Source organism: Kitasatospora sp. NPDC001547 (assembly GCF_042894165.1).
GTDB lineage: Bacteria > Actinomycetota > Actinomycetes > Streptomycetales > Streptomycetaceae > Kitasatospora.
In genome coordinates this window covers 282,704-300,906 of the sequence record NZ_JBIAVL010000004.1, presented here as the reverse complement: position 1 = coordinate 300,906, position 18,203 = coordinate 282,704, and the positions used below count along the sequence as shown (strand labels likewise).

Annotated in this window: 4 protein-coding genes; all 4 read left to right on the top strand. The window is 75.4% G+C overall.

Annotated elements, in window-relative coordinates:
- Positions 1-36: 36 nt before the first annotated feature.
- The 4 genes from sbnA to ACFY0X_RS09530 are packed head-to-tail and all read left to right on the top strand — an operon-like array spanning position 37 to position 18,174.
- Positions 37-1,056, top strand: a complete 1,020-nt coding sequence (sbnA, locus tag ACFY0X_RS09545) for a 2,3-diaminopropionate biosynthesis protein SbnA (protein WP_387751214.1) — start codon at positions 37-39, stop codon at positions 1,054-1,056.
- Positions 1,056-16,076 carry an amino acid adenylation domain-containing protein gene (locus tag ACFY0X_RS09540; protein WP_387751211.1) on the top strand — a complete coding sequence of 5,007 codons (15,021 nt, stop codon included), beginning with the start codon at positions 1,056-1,058 and terminating at the stop codon, positions 16,074-16,076. Before sbnA ends, ACFY0X_RS09540 begins: the two co-directional genes overlap by 1 nt.
- Positions 16,070-16,888 (top strand): ABC transporter permease, encoded by an 819-nt coding sequence (locus ACFY0X_RS09535; RefSeq protein WP_387751208.1) that lies wholly within the window; start codon positions 16,070-16,072, stop codon positions 16,886-16,888. Before ACFY0X_RS09540 ends, ACFY0X_RS09535 begins: the two co-directional genes overlap by 7 nt.
- Positions 16,889-16,911: 23 nt before the next feature.
- Positions 16,912-18,174 carry a cytochrome P450 gene (locus ACFY0X_RS09530; protein WP_387751205.1) on the top strand — a complete coding sequence of 421 codons (1,263 nt, stop codon included), beginning with the start codon at positions 16,912-16,914 and terminating at the stop codon, positions 18,172-18,174.
- Positions 18,175-18,203: the final 29 nt, after the last annotated feature.

The following is an 18,203-nucleotide window of genomic DNA, read 5'->3' as shown; positions in this document are numbered from 1 at the left end:
CCCGCTACCACGGAACGACCGGGTGGGAGTAGACGCATGCCAGTTATCACGACACCGCAGGAATTCGACGTCGAGGACCTGTACGTCGACCTCCGACGGATGGTCGGCCGTCCGCTGTACCTCAAGTGCGAGGGGTTCAACTTCGCCGGCTCGGTCAAGCTGCGGGCGGCGAGCGAGATGGTGGACTCCGCCCTCCGGTCCGGGCAGCTGCGGCCGGGGATGACGGTCGTGGAGAGCTCCTCCGGCAACCTCGGCGTGGCGCTCAGCCTCGTCGCGGCCAGCCGGGGGCTCACCTTCGTCTGCGTCACCGACTCCCGCTGCACCTCCGTCTCCCGGCGGCTGATGCAGCGCCTGGGCGCCGACGTGCGGGTGGTGACCGAGCCGGACCCGCAGCGCGGCCTGCTCGGCGCCCGGCTCGACCTGGTCGCCCGGCTGTGCGCCGAGCACCGGGACTTCCACTGGCTGAACCAGTACGCCAACCCGGGCAACTGGACCGCCCACTACCGCACCACCGGGCCGCAGATCGCCAAGGCCTTCCCGGAGCTGGACGTGCTGTTCGTCGGCGCCGGGACCACCGGCACCCTGATGGGGTGCGCCCGGTACTTCCGGGAGAACAACCCGGGGGTGACGATCGTCGCGATCGACGCCGTCGGCTCGGTCAACTTCGGCCACGAGCCGCGCGGCCGGCTGATCCCGGGCATCGGCACCAGCGTCCGGCCGCCGATCCTCGACGAGTCCTACGTGGACGACACCGTGCTGGTCCCGGAGACCGACACCGTCCGGGCCTGCCGCGCCCTGCTGCGCGAGGGCTTCCTGCTCGGCGGCTCGACCGGCACGGTGCTCAGCGGGGCCACCCGCTGGCTGCGCGCCAACCGGCCGGACGAGGAGCTGACGGCGGTGGCCATCGCGCCCGACCTCGGCGAACGCTACCTGGACACCGTCTACGACGACGCGTGGGTGCTGGACTCCTTCGGCCCGGACGCCCTGGACGGCGCGGCGCCGCCGCCCGGCTCCGGCCTCGCCTCGATCGGCCCGACCTCCGTGGGGAGCCTGTGATGACATCGGTCCTGGGGACCACGCTGCCGCTGACGGCCGGCCAGACCGAGATCTGGCTGGACGTCCAGGGGTCGGCCGGGAACAACGCGTACAACTCGGCCGGCTACCTGGACGTCCGCGGCCCGCTGGACCGGGCCCGCTTCCGCGCCGCGCTGGCCCGGCTGGTCGAGGAGGCGCAGTGCCTGCGCGCGCAGTTCCTCGACGTCGACGGCGAGCCCCGCCAGCGCCTGCGCGAGATCGCCGGACTCCCGCTCGACGAGGTGGACTTCAGCGCCGAGGCCGATCCGTCGGCGGCGGCGGCCGGCTGGATGGACGCGGACCTGGCGAAGCCGTACGACCCCGCCGGCTTCCCGCTGTTCCGGCTCGCCGTGCTCACCCTCGGCCCGGACCGGGCGTTCTTCTACCTCTCCGTCCACCACCTGCTGTGCGACGGCTTCAGCCAGGTGGTCCTCTGGCGCCGGCTGGCCGAACTGTACGGGGCCGACGGCGGCGACCCCGGCCCGGCGCTGCCCCCGCTGGCCGACCTGCTCGCCGCCGAGGCGGCCCACCGCGGCTCCGAACGGGCCCGGCGGGACGCGGAGTTCTGGCAGCGCCGGTTCCCCGAGCCGCCGGAGCCGGCCGACCTCTCCCACCGGGAGCCCCCGGCGGCCCCGCCGCGCGGCTTCCTGCGCCGCACCGCCGCCCTGTCCCCCGCCACCTGCGTCCACCTGCGCGCCACCGCCGGCCGCGCGGACGTCACCTGGCCGACCGCGGTGATGGCCGCGGTCGCGGTGTACACCCAGCGGATGACGGGCGTCGAGGACGTCCTGCTGACCCTGCCGGTGACCGCCCGGCTGACCGCCCACGAGCGGTCGATCCCCGGGATGCTGGCCAACTACCTGCCGCTGCGGGTGCCCGTCCGCCCCACCGTGACCAAGGCCGGCCTGCTGCGGCGGACCTCCCGGGAACTCGCCCAGGTGCTCCGCCACCAGCGCCACCGGGTCAGCGCGATCCGCCGCGCCATGGGGCTGCGCAGCGACGACCGGCGGCCGTTCGGACCGTTCGTCAACCTGCTGCCGCAGCAGACCGAGCTGGCCCTCGGCCCGTGCACCGCCCGGGTGGTCAACCTGTCGACCGGGCTGATCGACGACCTGATGGTCACCGTGGTCGAGACCGCCGGGGCCGGCATCGAACTGCACCTCAACGGGAACCCGGACCGCTACACCGGGGCGGAGATCGACGGGCACCTCGCCCGGCTGGTGGCCTTCCTGGACCGGTTCGCCGAGGCCGGGGACGACCGGCCGGTCGGCGGCCTGGCCGTGGCCACCGGGGACCGCGCCGACTGGCTGCGGCGGGCGAGCGGGCCGGAGCGCCTGGCGGAGTTCGACTGCCCGGTGGCCCGGATCCGCGAGGTCGCCGCCCGGCACCCCGAGGCGGTCGCGGTCGTCGAGGACGGCGGCACGACCGGATACGCCGAACTGGTCGGCCGGGCGAGCGCCCTGTCCCGCCGGGTGGACGGCACCGGCCCGGTCGCCCTGCTGGTCGCCCCGGGCGCCGACTTCATCGCCGCGGTGCTCGGCGTGATCGGCGCCGGCGCGGCCTACGTCCCGCTGGACCCGCACGCGCCGGAGGCCAGGACCGTCGCCCTGCTCGTCGACAACGGGATCGGCACCGTGGTCGCGGACGCCGCCCACCGGCCGCTCGCCGAGCGGGCGGTGGCCGCCGCCGGCCGGCCGATCCGGGTGCTGGAGGTCTCCGCCCGGGACCGGGACGCCGCCGAGGACCTCGCGCCCGTCCTCGGTGCCCCGCTGGACCTGGCGTACGTGATCTTCACCTCCGGGTCCACCGGGGCGCCGAAGGGTGCCATGGTGCATCGCGCGGGGATGGTCAACCACCTGCTGGCGAAGGTCGACGACCTGGCGCTGGACCGGGCCGACACCGTGGTGCACAACGCCCCGGTCACCTTCGACGTGTCGGTGTGGCAGATGCTCGCGCCGCTGGTGGTCGGCGGCCGGGTGCGGGTGGTGCCCCGGGAGACCGCGGCCGACCCCGACCTGCTGTTCTCCCTCGCCGACACCGAGGGCGTCACCGTCCTGGAGGTCGTCCCCTCGCTGCTGCGCGCGGCCCTGGACGCCTGGGACCTGACCGCCGCAGGCCCCCGGCTGGCCGCGCTGCGCCACCTGGTGGCGACCGGCGAGGCGCTGCCCGCCGACCTGTGCCGGCGCTGGACCGACCGCTACCCGCTGGTCGGGCTGGTCAACGCGTACGGGCCCACCGAGTGCTCAGACGACGTCGCCCACGCCCACCTCGGGCCCGGGGGCCCGGCGCGCGGCTCCGTCCCGATCGGGCGCCCGGTGCGCAACACCCGGCTCTACGTGCTCGACGACGCCCTGCTCCCGGCACCCCAGGGCACGCCCGGCGAGCTGTACGTCGGCGGCGCCGGCGTCGGGCGCGGCTACCTGGCGGACCCGGCCCGCTCCGCCGCCGCGTTCGTGCCCGACCCGTACGGCCCGGCGGGCAGCCGGATGTACCGCACCGGCGACCGCGTGGTGTGGGACGGGGACGGGCAGCTGGTCTTCCTGGACCGCCGGGACAACCAGGTGAAGGTGCGCGGCCACCGGATCGAGCTCGGCGAGATCGAGGCGGCGCTACGCGCGCTGCCGGACGTCTCGGACGCCGTGGTGCGGGCGGTCGACGGCGCCGGCGGCGGCAAGCGGCTGGTGGGCTACTGCGTCCCGCGCGCCGGGGCCGAGCTGCGGCCGGCCGCGGTCCGCGAGCGCCTGGCCGCCGTCCTGCCGGACCACCTGGTGCCGCGCGACGTCCTGGTCCTGGACGCCCTGCCGCTGACCGCGCACGGCAAGGTCGACCGCCGGGCGCTGCCGGACCCGGGGCCCGCCGCCGAGGCCCCGGCCCGGCCGGACACCCCGCGCAGCCGGGCCGAGGAGATCGTCTGCGCCGCGTTCGCCGAGGTCCTCGGCGTGCCGGAGGTCCGCCCCACCGACAACTTCTTCGAGCTGGGCGGAGACAGCATCAGCGCCATCCTGGCGGTCGGCCACGCCCGCCGGGCCGGACTGACCGTCACCCCGCTGCAGATCCGCACCCACCACACCCCCGCGGCCGTCGCGGCGCTCGCCGCGCCGGGCTCCCCGGGTGCGGCGACCCGCCCGGCCGCCGCGCCGGACGACACCGGCGAGGTCGAACTCCTGCCGATCGCCCACCAGTTGCGCGAGGACCTGGCCGTCCTGGACGAGCGCACCCGGCAGTACAGCCAGTACCAGGTGCTCACCACCCCGGCCGGCCTGGACCTCGACCGGCTGACCGCGGCCGCCGCCGTCCTGCTGGACCACCACGCCGCGCTGCGGTCGCGGCTGACCGTGGTGGCCGACGGCCTGTGGTCCCTGGAGGCCCTGCCCGAGGGCGCCGTCCGGGCCGCCGACGCGGTCCGCCGGGTCGACGTCTCGGCGCTCGCCGACGACCCGGACGCGCTGGCCGCCGCCGTCGGCGAGCAGATCGACGCGGCCCGCGCCCGGCTGGCCCCGGAGGCCGGCACGGTGACCCAGCTCGTGCTGCTCGACGCCGGGCCCGGCCGCCCGGGCCGGCTGGTGTGGCTGACCCACCACCTGTGCGTGGACGGGATCTCCTGGCGCGTCCTGGTCGACGACCTCGCCGCCGCCTGCCGGGGCCTGGACCCGGACCCGGTCGGCACCTCCTACCGCCGCTGGTCGCAGCTGCTCGGCGAGCAGGCCCGCACCGCCGAGCGGGTGCGCGAGTTCCCGCTGTGGGCCGAGCAGTCGGCGGGCCGGGAGCCGCTCGGCGCCCGCCCGCTGGACCCGGAGCGCGACGTGTACGGCACCGCGCACCGGCTCCGGCTGGAGCTGCCCGCGGACACCACCGCGGCCCTGCTCGCCGCCGCCCGCCGCGGCTACGGCGGGGAGATCAACGACCTGCTGCTGACCGGCCTCGCGCTCGCCGTCGCCGACTGGCGCCGGCACCGCGGCCGCCCGGCCGGCGCCGTCACCGTCGAACTGGAGGGCCACGGCCGCGAGCCGTTCACCGACGAGGCCGAACTCTCCCGCACCGTCGGCTGGTTCACCAGTGTCTTCCCGGTGCGGCTGGACCTCGGCGACGCCGACCGGGAGCCGCTCGACGCGGCGGTGCGCCGGGTGCGCCGGCAGCTGGGCCGGCTGCCCGACCACGGGCTCGGCTACGGGCTGCTGCGCCACCTCAACCCGCAGACCGTCGCCGCGCTGGCCCGGCACGGCGTGCCGGAGCTCGGCTTCAACTACCTCGGCCGCTTCCAGACCGACCCGGACGAGAGCGCCGGGGACTGGCTGCCGGACTCCCGGCACGCCGTCGTCGGCACCGGGGTGCACCCGCGGATGCCGCTGCGGCACGTGCTCGCGGCCACCCCGGTCACCGAGGACCGGCCGGACGGGCCGCACCTGGTCGCGGACTGGCTCTGGGCCCCGGAGGCGCTGGCCGACGAGGACGCCGAACACATCGCCCGCGCCTGGTTCCGCGCGCTCGAAGCCCTGGCCGCCCACGGCTCCCACGCCCGGCGGGGCGGGGCCGCCGCGACGGACGGGGAGGCCCTGGAGCTGTCACCGCTCCAGAAGGGCCTGATCTTCCAGACGGAGTTCGACAAGCAGGGCATGAACTCCTACCTGATGCAGGCCGTCCTGGACATCGAGGGGCCGTTCGACCCGGCCGCGCTGCGCGCCGCGGCCGCCACCCTGCTGGCCCGCCACGACGGCCTGCGGGTGCACTTCCCCGAGCGGTCCACCGAGGACGCCCGGCAGGTCGTGGCCGCCGCGGTGCCGGTGCCCTGGGAGGAGGTCGACCTGTCCGGCCTCCCGACCGCGGCCGAGCAGGCGGCCGAGGCCCAGCGGCTGACCGACGCCGACTGGACCCGCGGCTTCGACCTGGCCCGGCCCCCGCTGCTGCGCTTCACCGTGATCCGGCTGGCCCCCGACCGGGTCCGGCTGCTGTGGACCCTGCACCACCTGCTGGTGGACGGCTGGTCGATGGGCGTGATCGCCCAGGAGCTGTTCACCCTGTACGCCACCGGCGGCGACCCGTCCGCCCTGCCCCCGGCGCCCTCCTACCGGGCGTACTTCGACTGGCTCGCCGCCCAGGACACCGAGGCCGCCCGCGCCGCCTGGCAGCGGGCGCTGGACGGGCTGGGCGAGCCGCTGCGGCTGGGGACGGCCGACCGCCCGGGCGACCCGGGGCTGCCCGAGGCCGTCGACCTCGCCCTCCCCGAGGAGCTCACCGCCCGGCTGGTCGCCTGGGCCCGCGCCGAGAACCTCACCCTCAACACCGTCCTCCAGGGCTGCTGGGCGCTGTTGCTCGGCCGCCTCACCGACGCCTCCGACGTGGTGTTCGGCGCGGTCAACTCGGTGCGGCCGCCGGAGCTTCCGGGCATCGAGTCGCTGGTCGGCCTCTTCCTGAACATGCTCCCGGTGCGGGTGCGGCTCGACCCGGACCTGCCCGTCGCCGAGCTCTTCCACCGGATCGACGAGGAGCAGACCGCCCTGCTCGACCACCGGCACCTCGGCCTGGCCGAGGTGCAGCGGATCGCCGGCGCCGGCGAGCTGTTCGACACCGTGTTCAGCTACCAGAACCAGCCGCAGGCCGACGTCGGCCGGCTCAACGCGCTGGTGCCCGAGCTGCGGCTGGGCGACGCGCGGACCCGGCTGGCCGGCGAGCGCGGCCTCGCGGTGCTCGCGTACCCGGACACCCGGCTGACGCTGAGCGCGCAGTTCCGGCCCGACCGCTACGACCGCGGCGAGGTCGTGCGCATCCTGGACCGCTTCGCGCACGTGGTGGAGAGCGTCCTGGCCGCCCCGGACGTCCCGGTCCGCCGGCTGCCGCTGCTCACCGACGAGGAGCGGCACCGGATCCTCGGCGACTGGGCCGGCCGGGCCGACGCCGCCCCGCGGACCGTGGTCCCCGCGCTGTTCGCCGCCCGGGTCGACCAGGCGCCCGACGCCGTGGCCGTGGTTTTCGAAGGCCGCGAGACGACCTACCGCGAACTGGACGAGCGGTCGAACCGGCTGGCCCGGCTGCTGATCGCCCGCGGCATCGGACCGGAGCGGATCATCGCCCTGGCCGTACCGGACCCGGTCGAGATGACCTGCGCCGTCCTGGCGGCGCTCAAGACCGGCGCGGCGTACCTGCCGATCGACCCGAAGTACCCGGCCGACCGGATCGCCTTCATGCTGGCCGACAGCCGGCCCGCCGTGCTGGTCACCACCCGCGACCTCGCCCCGCGGCTCGCGGACGGCGGCCGCGCCGCGGTGCTGCTCGACGACCCGGCCACCGCGGCGGAACTGGCCGCCCTGGCGCCGCACGCCCCGCAGGACGCGGAGCGGACCGCCCCGCTGCTGCCCCGGCACCCGGCGTACGTCATCTACACCTCCGGGTCGACCGGCCGGCCCAAGGGCGTGACCGTCGACCACTCCGGCTTCGCCGCCATGGTGGCGAGCCTGATCGAGCGCTTCGGCGCCGGCCCGGACACCCGGGTGCTGAAGTTCGCCTCGTTCAGCTTCGACGCCTCGGTCTGGGAACTCAGCCTGTCGCTGCTCGGCGGCGGCACCCTGGTGGTGGCCGACGAGGAGTGCCGGGTCCCCGGCCGGCCGCTGGTCGACCTGATCCACCGCCACCGGGTGAACCTCGCCGGGCTGCCGCCGGTGGTCGCCGCCGCGCTCCCGGAGGACACCCGGCTGCCCGCCGACCTGACCATGGTCGTCGCCGGTGAGGCGTGCCCGCCGCACGTGGTGGCCCGCTGGTCCGGGCGACTGCGGATGATCAACGGCTACGGCCCCACCGAGGCCGTGATCGCCTCCACGGTGAGCGAGCGGCTCGGCGGCGCGGGCCGGCCCCCGATCGGCCGGCCCACCCGGGCCCACCGGGTCTACGTGCTGGACTCCGTGCTGCGGCCGGTCCCGGCCGGGGTGGTCGGCGAGCTCTACGTCGGCGGCAACCTGGCCCGCGGCTACCTGGACCGGCCCGGCCTGACCTCCGAACGCTTCGTCGCCGACCCCTTCGGCCCCGCCGGCGAGCGGATGTACCGCACCGGCGACCTGGCGAGCTGGCGCCCCGACGGCCAACTCGACTACGCCGGACGGGCCGACGACCAGGTGCAGCTGCGCGGCTTCCGGATCGAGCTGGGCGAGATCGAGTCCGTGCTGACCGGCCGGCCCGAGGTGGCGCAGGCCGCCGTCGTGGTCCGCACCGACGACGGCGAGGACCGGCTGGTGGCCTACGTGGTCGCCCGGCCCCCGGCCGTACCGGACCCGGGCGCGCTGCGGGAGCGGGTCGCCGAAGCGCTGCCCGAGTACATGGTCCCGTCGGCCGTCGTCGTGCTCGACGAACTGCCGCTGACCCCGCAGGGCAAGCTGGACCGCCGGGCCCTGCCCGCCCCCGACAGCGCCCCCGCCCCGGTGGGCCGGCTGCCGCGCACCCCGGTCGAGGAGATCCTCGGCGGGATCTTCGCGGACGCGCTCGGCCGGGCCGCCGTCGGCATCGACGACGACTTCTTCGACCTCGGCGGCCACTCCCTGCTGGCCACCCAGGTGATCAGCCGGGTCCGCTCCGCGCTGGGCACCGAGGTGCCGATCCGCACGCTCTTCGAGCAGCGGACGGTGGCCGGCGTCGCCCGGGAACTCGCGGGCGGCGGCGAGGTGCGGCCACCGCTGCGGCGCGCCGCCCACGGCCGGTCCGACGGCCGGCTCTCCTTCGCCCAGCGGCGGCTGTGGTTCCTGAACCGGCTGGAGCCCGGCTCGGCGGCCTACAACGTGACCTTCGCGGTCCGGCTGTCCGGGCCGCTGGACACCGCCGCCCTGGACGCGGCGCTGGCCGACCTGGTCGGGCGGCACGAGGTGCTGCGCACCGTCTTCCCGGAGACCGACGGCGAACCCCACCAGCAGGTCCTGGGAGCGGAGGCCTGGACCGGGCTGGCCGTTCGGGACGGCGGCCCCGCCGAGGCCGCCGGGGAGGCGGGCCGCGGCTTCGACCTGTCGACCGAGATCCCGCTGCGGGCCACCCTGCTGCGCACCGGCCCGGCCGAGCACCTGCTGCTGCTGATCGTCCACCACATCGCCTGGGACGGCTGGTCCGCCGCCCCGCTGACCCGGGACCTGACCCGGGCGTACACGGCGCGGGCCCGCGGAACGGCCCCCTCCTGGGAGCCGCTGCCGGTGCAGTACGCGGACTACTCCCGCTGGCAGCGGGAACTGCTCGGCGAGGACGGCGACCAGGGATCCCTGGCCGCACGGCAGTTGGCGTACTGGACGGAGCAGCTGGCCGGCCTGCCCGAGGAACTGGCCCTGCCCTTCGACCGCCCCCGCCCCAAGGTCGCCACCCACCGCGGCGGCACCGTCCCCTTCCACGTCACCACCGACACCCACCGACGGCTCGCCGAACTCGCCCGCGACAACGGCGCCTCCCTCTTCATGGTCCTCCAAGCCGCCCTCGCCGCCCTCCTCACCCGCCTCGGCGCCGGCCACGACATCCCCATCGGCTCCCCCATCGCCGGACGCACCGACGACGCCATGGAAGACCTCGTCGGCTGCTTCATGAACACCCTCGTCCTACGCACCGACACCAGCGCGAACCCCACCTTCACCCAACTCCTCGACCGCGCACGCGAAACCGCCCTCAAGGCCTACGAACACCAGGACATCCCCTTCGAACGACTCGTCGAAGTCCTCGACCCCGCCCGCTCCATGGGCCGCAACCCGCTCTTCCAGGTCATGCTGGTGCTCCAGAACAACACCCGCCCCGAGCTCTCGCTGCCGGGCGTCCGGGCGGCCTTCGAACCGCCGGCCGCCGACTCGGTCAAGTTCGACCTGAACTTCTTCCTGGCCGAACAGCAGGACGCGCTCGCCGCCCCGACCGGGATCGACGGCTTCCTGGAGTACAGCGCCGACGTGTTCGAGCCGGCCACCGCCGAGGCCCTGGTCGCCCGGCTGGTCCGACTGCTCGACCAGGTCGCCCGCGACCCCGGGCTCCCGCTCGGCCGACTGGACCTGCTCTCCGCGCAGGAGCGCCGGCAGGTGCTCACCGACTGGAACGACACCGCCGGCGGCCACCCCGCCACCACCGTGGTCGCCCTCTTCGAGGCCCAGGCCGCCCGCACCCCCGACGCCGTCGCCGTCCGCACCGAGACCGTCGTCCGCACCGAAGCCGCCGTCCGCACGGCAACCGCCGCCCGTACGGAGACCGCCGCCCTCACCTACGCCGAACTCGACGCCCGGGCCAACCGCCTGGCCCGCCACCTGATCGGCCTGGGGGTCGGACCGGAGCACACCGTGGCGCTCGCGGTGCCCCGGTCGCCGCGGATGGTCGTCGCCCTGCTGGCCGTGCTCAAAGCCGGCGGCGCGCACCTGCCCGTCGACCTGGCGTACCCGGCCGACCGCATCCGGCTGATGCTGGACGACGCCGCGCCCGTCCTGCTGCTCACCGACACGGCGACCGCCGGACGGCTGCCGGAGACCGGCCTGCCCCGGCTGCTGCTGGACGACCCCGCGCTGGACCGCGCCACGGCGGCGCTGGCCGGCACCGCCCCCACCGACGCGGACCGCACCCGCCCGCTGCTGCCCGACCATCCGGCGTACGTGATCTACACCTCGGGCTCCACCGGCCGACCCAAGGGCGTGCTCGGACTGCACCGCGCCCTGGTCAACCGGCTGACCTGGTTCGCCGAGGAGCTGCCCGGGCAGCGGAAGGCCGCGATCCTGGCGAAGTCGCCGGTCAGCGTGATCGACGGGATCACCGAGCTGCTGGCGCCGCTGCTGTCCGGCGGCTCCACCGTCCTGGTCGACGCCGACACGGCCCGCAGCGTGCCCGAACTGGCGGCGGCCACCGCCCGGCACGGCATCGCCCGGCTCACCGTCGTCCCCAGCCTGCTGAACGCCTTCCTGGACGGCTTCCGGGACGGTGAACTGTCCGGCGCGGCGGGCTGCGCGGTCTGGATCTGCAGCGGGGAGCAACTGCCCGCCGCCACCGTCCGCGCGTTCCGGCGGGCCCTGCCCCGGGCCCGGCTGCTCAACTTCTACGGCGCCTCGGAGGCCGGTGCCGTCGCGACCCGGGGCGAGGTCCTCGCCGGGCCGGACGGCGCCGACACCCTGATCGGCCGTCCGATCTGGAACATGCGGGCGTACGTGCTGGACGACGGACTGCGGCCGGTGCCCCCGGGCGTCACCGGGGAGCTGTACCTGGCCGGCGCCGGACTCGCCCGCGGCTACACCGGACGCCCCGGCCTCACCGCCACCCGCTTCCTCGCCTGCCCCTTCGCACCCGGCGAGCGGATGTACCGCACCGGCGACCTCGTCCGCTGGACCACCGACGGCCAACTCGTCTACCTCGGCCGCGCCGACACCCAGGTCAAGATCCGCGGCTTCCGCGTCGAACCCGGCGAGATCGAAACCGTCCTGGCCACCCACCCCACCGTCCGCAACGCCGTCGTCATCGCCCGCACCGACGGCCCCACCGGCCCCACCCTCGTCGCCTACGTCACCCCCACCCCTGACACCACCCCCGACCCCGCCGCCCTGCGCGACCACACCACCGACCACCTGCCCGACCACATGGTCCCGGCCGCCGTCGTCGTCCTCGACGACCTCCCGCTCACCCCGAGCGGCAAGATCGACCGCAACCGGCTGCCCGCGCCCGACTTCACCCCCGTCGGCACCCGGCCGCCCCGCACCCCGGCCGAGGAGAGCCTCTGCGCGCTCTACGCCGAGGTCCTCGGCCTGCCCCGGGTCGGCATCGACGACGGCTTCTTCGACCTCGGCGGCCACTCCCTGCTGGCGACCAGGCTGGTCAGCCGCATCCGTACGGCCCTGGGCTCGACCGTCTCGATCCGGGACGTCTTCGAGGCCCCGACCGTGGCCCGGCTGGTCGGCCGGCTGCGCCAGGACCGCTCCGCGCGGCCCGCGCTGCGGCCCGGACCGCGCCCCGCGGCCCTGCCGCTGTCCTTCGCCCAGCGGCGGCTGTGGTTCCTGAACCACCTGGAGCCCGGTTCGGCGGCCTACAACATGGCCTTCGCGGTCCGGCTGTCCGGGCCGCTGGACACCGCCGCCCTGGACGCGGCGCTGGCCGACCTGGTCGGACGGCACGAGGTGCTGCGCACCGTCTTCCCGGAGACCGACGGCGAACCCCGCCAGCAGGTCCTGGGAGCGGAGGCCTGGAAGGGGCTGACCGTCCGGGAGACCACCCCTGCCGAAGCCGCCGGGGAAGCGGCCCGGGAGGCGGCCCGCGGCTTCGACCTCGCGACCCAGCTGCCCCTCCGCGCGACCCTGCTGCGCACCGGCCCGACGGAACACCTGCTCCTGCTGGTGGTCCACCACATCGTGGCCGACGGCTGGTCCGCCACCCCGCTGGCCCGGGACCTCTCCCGCGCCTACGCGGCCCGGTCCACCGGCACCGCGCCCGGCTGGGACGCCCTCCCGGTGCAGTACGCCGACTACACCCTCTGGCAGCAGCGGCTCCTCGGCGAGGACGGCGACCAGAACTCCCTGGCCGCACGGCAGTTGGCGTACTGGACGGAGCAGCTGGCCGGCCTGCCCGAGGAACTGGCCCTGCCCTTCGACCGCCCCCGCCCCAAGGTCGCCACCCACCGCGGCGGCACCGTCCCCTTCCACGTCACCACCGACACCCACCGACGGCTCGCCGAACTCGCCCGCGACAACGGCGCCTCCCTCTTCATGGTCCTCCAAGCCGCCCTCGCCGCCCTCCTCACCCGACTCGGCGCCGGCCACGACATCCCCATCGGCTCCCCCATCGCCGGACGCACCGACGACGCCACGGAAGACCTCGTCGGCTGCTTCATGAACACCCTCGTCCTACGCACCGACACCAGCGCGAACCCCACCTTCACCCAACTCCTCGACCGCGCACGCGAAACCGCCCTCAAGGCCTACGAACACCAGGACATCCCCTTCGAACGACTCGTCGAAGTCCTCGACCCCGCCCGCTCCATGGGCCGCAACCCGCTCTTCCAGGTCATGCTGGCCCTTCAGAACAACGACCAACCGACGCTCTCCCTACCGGGGTTGACGGTCACCGAGGAGCCGGTCGGCGGGGACAGCGCCAAGTTCGACCTGTCCCTCGCCGTCGCCGAGCGCCGCCACGAGGACGACTCCGCGGACGGTCTGGTCGGCACCCTGGAGTACAACGCCGACGTGTTCGAGCCGGCCACCGCCGAGGCCCTGGCCGCCCGGCTGGTCCGACTGCTCGACCAGGTCGCCCACGACCCCGGGCTCCCGCTCGGCCGACTGGACGTCCTCACCGCGCAGGAGCGCCGGCAGGTGCTCACCGACTGGAACGACACCGCCACCGAGGACGCCGCCGACGACGGCACCGCACACAACGGCACCGCCACCGACGACCCCGGCACCACGGTGGTCACCGCCTTCGAGGCCCAGGCCGCCCGCACCCCCGACGCCGTCGCCGTCGTCACCGACTCCACCGCCCTCACCTACGCCGAACTCGACGCCCGGGCCAACCGCCTGGCCCGCCACCTGGTCGGCCTCGGGGTCGCCCCGGACCGGCCGGTGGCCCTGTCGCTGCCCCGGACGGCGGAGATGGTGGTGGCGCAGCTGGCCGTCCTGAAGAGCGGCGCCGGCTACCTGCCGGTCGACCCGGCGCTCCCGGCCGACCGCATCCGGCTGATGCTCGACGACGCCGCGCCCGTCCTCCTGCTGACCGAACTCGCCATCGCCGCACGGCTTCCGCGCACCGACGTGCCCACGGTCGCCCTCGACGACCCCGAGGTCGACGCCGCGCTGGCCGCGCTGGACGACCGGCCGCTGACCGACCCCGACCGGGCCGCGCCACTGCACGGCTCCCGGCTGGCCTACCTGCTCTTCACCTCCGGCTCCACCGGGCGGCCCAAGGGCGTCATGGTCGAGCACCGGTCGCTGATGAACCTGCTGCGCTCCGTCCGGGAGCGGTTCCCGCTGGAGGCCCACGACCGGCTGCTGGCCGTCACCACCTGGTCCTTCGACATCGCCGGCCTGGAGGTCTACCTGCCGCTGCTGTCCGGGGCCGGCCTGGTGGTCGGCGCGGAGGGCGTCGCCCTGGACCCGGCCGCGCTGGCCGGCTCCCTCGAACGCGACGGCATCACGATCATGCAGGCGACCCCGGCGCTCTGGCACGAACTCGTGCTGCACCGGCCCGAGTCGGTGCGCGGGCTGCGCGTCCTGATCGGCGGCGAGGCGGTACCGCCGGCCCTGGCCGACGCCCTGGCCGCCCGGGCCGAGGAGGTCACCAACCTGTACGGGCCGACCGAGACCACCATCTGGTCCACGGCGGCCGGGCTGGCGGGCGACGGCGTCGTGACGCTGGGCCGTCCGATCCGCAACACCCGGGCGTACGTGCTGGACGACGGGCTGCGGCCGGTGCCCCCGGGCGTCACCGGGGAGCTGTACCTGGCCGGCGCCGGGCTCGCCCGCGGCTACACCGGACGCCCCGGCCTCACCGCCACCCGCTTCCTCGCCTGCCCGTTCGCCTCCGGCGAGCGGATGTACCGCACCGGCGACCTCGTCCGCTGGACCACCGACGGCCAACTCGTCTACCTCGGCCGCGCCGACACCCAGGTCAAGATCCGCGGCTTCCGCGTCGAACCCGGCGAGATCGAAGCCGTCCTCACCACCCACCCCACCGTCCGCAACGCCGTCGTCATCACCCGCACCGACGGCCCCACCGGCCCCACCCTCGTCGCCTACGTCACCCCCACCCCCGACACCACCCCCGACCCCGCCGCCCTGCGCGACCACACCGCCGACCACCTGCCCGGGTACATGGTCCCCGGCGCCGTCGTCGTCCTCGACGAGCTGCCCCTCAACCCCAACGGCAAGATCGACCGCAACCGGCTGCCCGCACCCGACCTCACCCCCGCCGGGGCCGCGCGCCGGCCCCGCAACCCCGTCGAGGAGACCCTCGCCGCGCTCTACGCCGAGGTCCTCGGCCTGCCCCGGGTCGGCATCGACGACAGCTTCTTCGACCTCGGCGGCCACTCCCTGCTGGCGGTCCGGCTGGTCGGCCGGGCGCAGTCGGCCGGCCTGCGGCTGGCGGTGGCGGACGTCGTCCTGCACCGCACCGTCGCGGCCCTGGCCGAGCGGGCCCGGCCGACCGTCTCCGCCGAACAGTCCGCGGACGCTTTCTCCCCGGTCCTGCCGATCCGGCCGGACGGCGACGCGCCCCCGCTGTTCCTGGTGCACAGCGGACTCGGCTTCAGCCTGCCCTACCTGGGGCTGGCCCGGTACCTCGATCCGCGCTACCCGCTGTACGGCCTCCAGTCGCCCGCGTTGGACGCCGCCGCCCCGCTGCCCACCGACATCCGCGACGCGGCGGAGCACTACGTGCGGACCATCCGGCAGCTGCGGCCGCACGGCCCGTACCGGCTGCTCGGCTGGTCCTACGGTGGCGTGCTCGCCCACGAGATCGCCGTCCGGCTCCAGGAGGCGGGCGAACGGGTCGACTTCCTGGCCGACCTGGACGGGTACGTCGGCCCCACCGGCCGCGACGAGAGCGGGCAGGACGACCGCGAACTCCTGCTCCGCGCCCTGGAGGCGCTCGGCCACCGGCGCGGCGAACTGACTGGCCCCGGCCGCACCCGCGACGCGCTGCTCAACCTGCTCCGGCGCGAGGCCGGCCCGCTGGCCGACCTCGACGAGGAGTCGCTGCTGCGGCTGCTGCGGCTGTCGCGCCACCACGGCGCGCTGATGGAGCGCTTCGCCCCCGGCCGGTTCACCGGGGACCTCCACCTCTTCGCGGCCGCCGAGGAGTGGACCGCGGACCAACTCGCCGACCAGACCGGCCGATGGGAGCCGCACGTGAACGGACGGGTCGTCGTCCACCGGATCGCCGCGGGCCACGAGTACCTGATGCACCCCGGGCCGCAGGCCGTCATCGGCCGGCTGGTCGACGCCGAGCTGCGCCGCCTGGACGCGGGCCGGGGCACGGGTGCGGACCGGAGCTCGGCCGGTGGCCGGGATCCGCGCGAGGGCACGGACGGGGGCCGGGCATGCTGACCGCCGTCACCCCCCGCCCCCGCTCGGCCCCGCTGGCCCTGCTCGTCGAGTCCGTCGCCGTCGCCGGACGGCGGCTGCGGCGGCTGCGCCGGGCGCCCGGCCGGCTGATCGGCATCGTGATGAACCCGCTCATCTCGATGATCGTGCTCGGCTTCCTGTTCCAGGGCTCGCTGTCCTTCTCCGGCAGCGGCAGCTACCAGGAGTACATCTTCGCGGGCGTGGCGGCCCAGGTCGGCCTGGCCGGGATCGGCCCGACCGCGGTCGCCGTCGCGGCGGACCTGCGCGGTGGCCTGGTCGACCGGTTCCGCAGCATGCCGATCTCCAGACCGGCCGTGCTGCTCGGCCACACCCTCGGCGACCTGGTCGTGGGGCTGGTCGGCCTGGCCGTGGTCACGGTGGTCGGCCTGCTGTTCGGCTGGCGCCCGCACAACGGCCCGCTGTCCGTCGTCGCCGGGCTCGCCCTGCTCGCCGCCTTCATGTACGCGATGCTCTGGGTCGGCCTGATGCTCGGGATGTTCTCCCGGAACATGGAGACCATCAACGTCGTCGCCGGGCTGGTCACCGTCCTGCTGACCTTCCTGTCCAACGCCTTCCAGTCCGTCGACCGGCTGCCGGGCTGGCTGCGGCTGGTCGCCGAGTGGAACCCGGTCAGCGCCGTGGTGACGGCCCTGCGGCGGCTGTGGGGCAACCCGGACGCCGCCGGCAGCGCCACCACCCCGAACCTCACGCTCACCATCGCCGCCTCGCTCGGGGCCGTGTTCGTCCTCACCGTCCTGCTGAGCCTGCGCCGCTACCGGACCGCAGTCTCCTGACCCCGTCACAGAAACGGCCGACCATGCCCCTGGAGAACCTGGACCACCCGACGGTCGCCGGCCCCGCCGGCCCCGCGGACGTCTCCGGCCTCGACCTCGACGCCATCGACCTCACCGACCCCCACACCTACCTCGACCTCGACGTCCGGGCGATGTGGGCCCGCTTCCGGGCCGAACGGCCGGTGCACCCGCACCCGGCCACCGACCAGGGCCCGCCGTTCTGGGCCGTCTCCCGCCACGCCGACGTGCTCGCCGTCTACCGCGACAACAAGCAGTTCACCTCCGAACGCGGCAACGTGCTCACCACCCTGCTGCAGGGCGAGGACTCCGCCTCCCGCAGGATGCTCGCCGTCACCGACGGTCCGCGGCACCGGGAGATCCGCAACCTGATGCTCAAGTCCTTCTCCCCGCGGGTGCTCGCCCCGGTGGTGGCCGGCGTGCACGAGCGGACCGCCGCGCTGCTGGACGAGGGCCTCGACCGCGGCTCCTTCGACTTCGTCACCGACCTCGCCGACCACATCCCGATCAACACCATCGGCGACCTGATGGACGTCCCGGTCGAGGACCGCGAGCGGCTGGTCCACTGGAACACCCAGACCCTCTCCCGCACCAGCGCCGAGCACACCGCGACCGAGGAGTGGCTGGCCCGCAACGAGATCCTGCTCTACTTCTCCGAGCTCGCCGCGAAACGGCGCAGGCACCCCGGGGACGACGTGATCAGCGCCCTGGCGACCGGCACCGTCGACGGCGAGCCGCTGAGCCAGGAGGAGGTCGTCTTCAACTGCTACAGCCTGATCCTCGGCGGCGACGAGTCCAGCCGGATGTCCTCCATCGGCGCCCTCATCGCCCTCTCCGAGCACCCCGACCAGTGGCGGGCCCTGAAGGACGGCACGGTCGGCCTGGAGACCGCCGTGGAGGAGGTCATGCGCTGGACCACCCCGGCCATGCACTTCGGCCGGCGCGCCCTGACCGACGTGGAACTCGGCGACCGGACGATCCGGGCCGGCGACGTCGTCACCCTGTGGAACAGCGCGGCCAACTTCGACGAGACGGTCTTCGCCGACCCGGACCGCTTCGACCTGGCCCGTACCCCGAACAAGCACGTCGCCTTCGGCTACGGCCCGCACTTCTGCCTGGGCGCCTTCCTCGGCCGGACCCACGTCGAGGCGATGCTCGCCGCCCTGCGCGACCGGGTCGGCCGGATCGACCTGCTCGGCGAGCCGGTCCGGCTCTACTCCAACTTCGTCCACGGCTACACCAGCCTCCCGGTCCGCCTCACCGCCTGACCGCACCCCGCCTCCCTCGCCTCCCCTCC

Excerpts from the sequence above, each read along its gene's own strand:
- sbnA (WP_387751214.1), top strand. The coding sequence starts at position 37 with ATGCCAGTTATCACGACACCGCAGGAATTCGACGTCGAGGACCTGTAC.
- ACFY0X_RS09530 (WP_387751205.1), top strand. The coding sequence starts at position 16,912 with ATGCCCCTGGAGAACCTGGACCACCCGACGGTCGCCGGCCCCGCCGGC.
- ACFY0X_RS09540 (WP_387751211.1), top strand. The coding sequence starts at position 1,056 with ATGACATCGGTCCTGGGGACCACGCTGCCGCTGACGGCCGGCCAGACC.
- ACFY0X_RS09535 (WP_387751208.1), top strand. The coding sequence starts at position 16,070 with ATGCTGACCGCCGTCACCCCCCGCCCCCGCTCGGCCCCGCTGGCCCTG.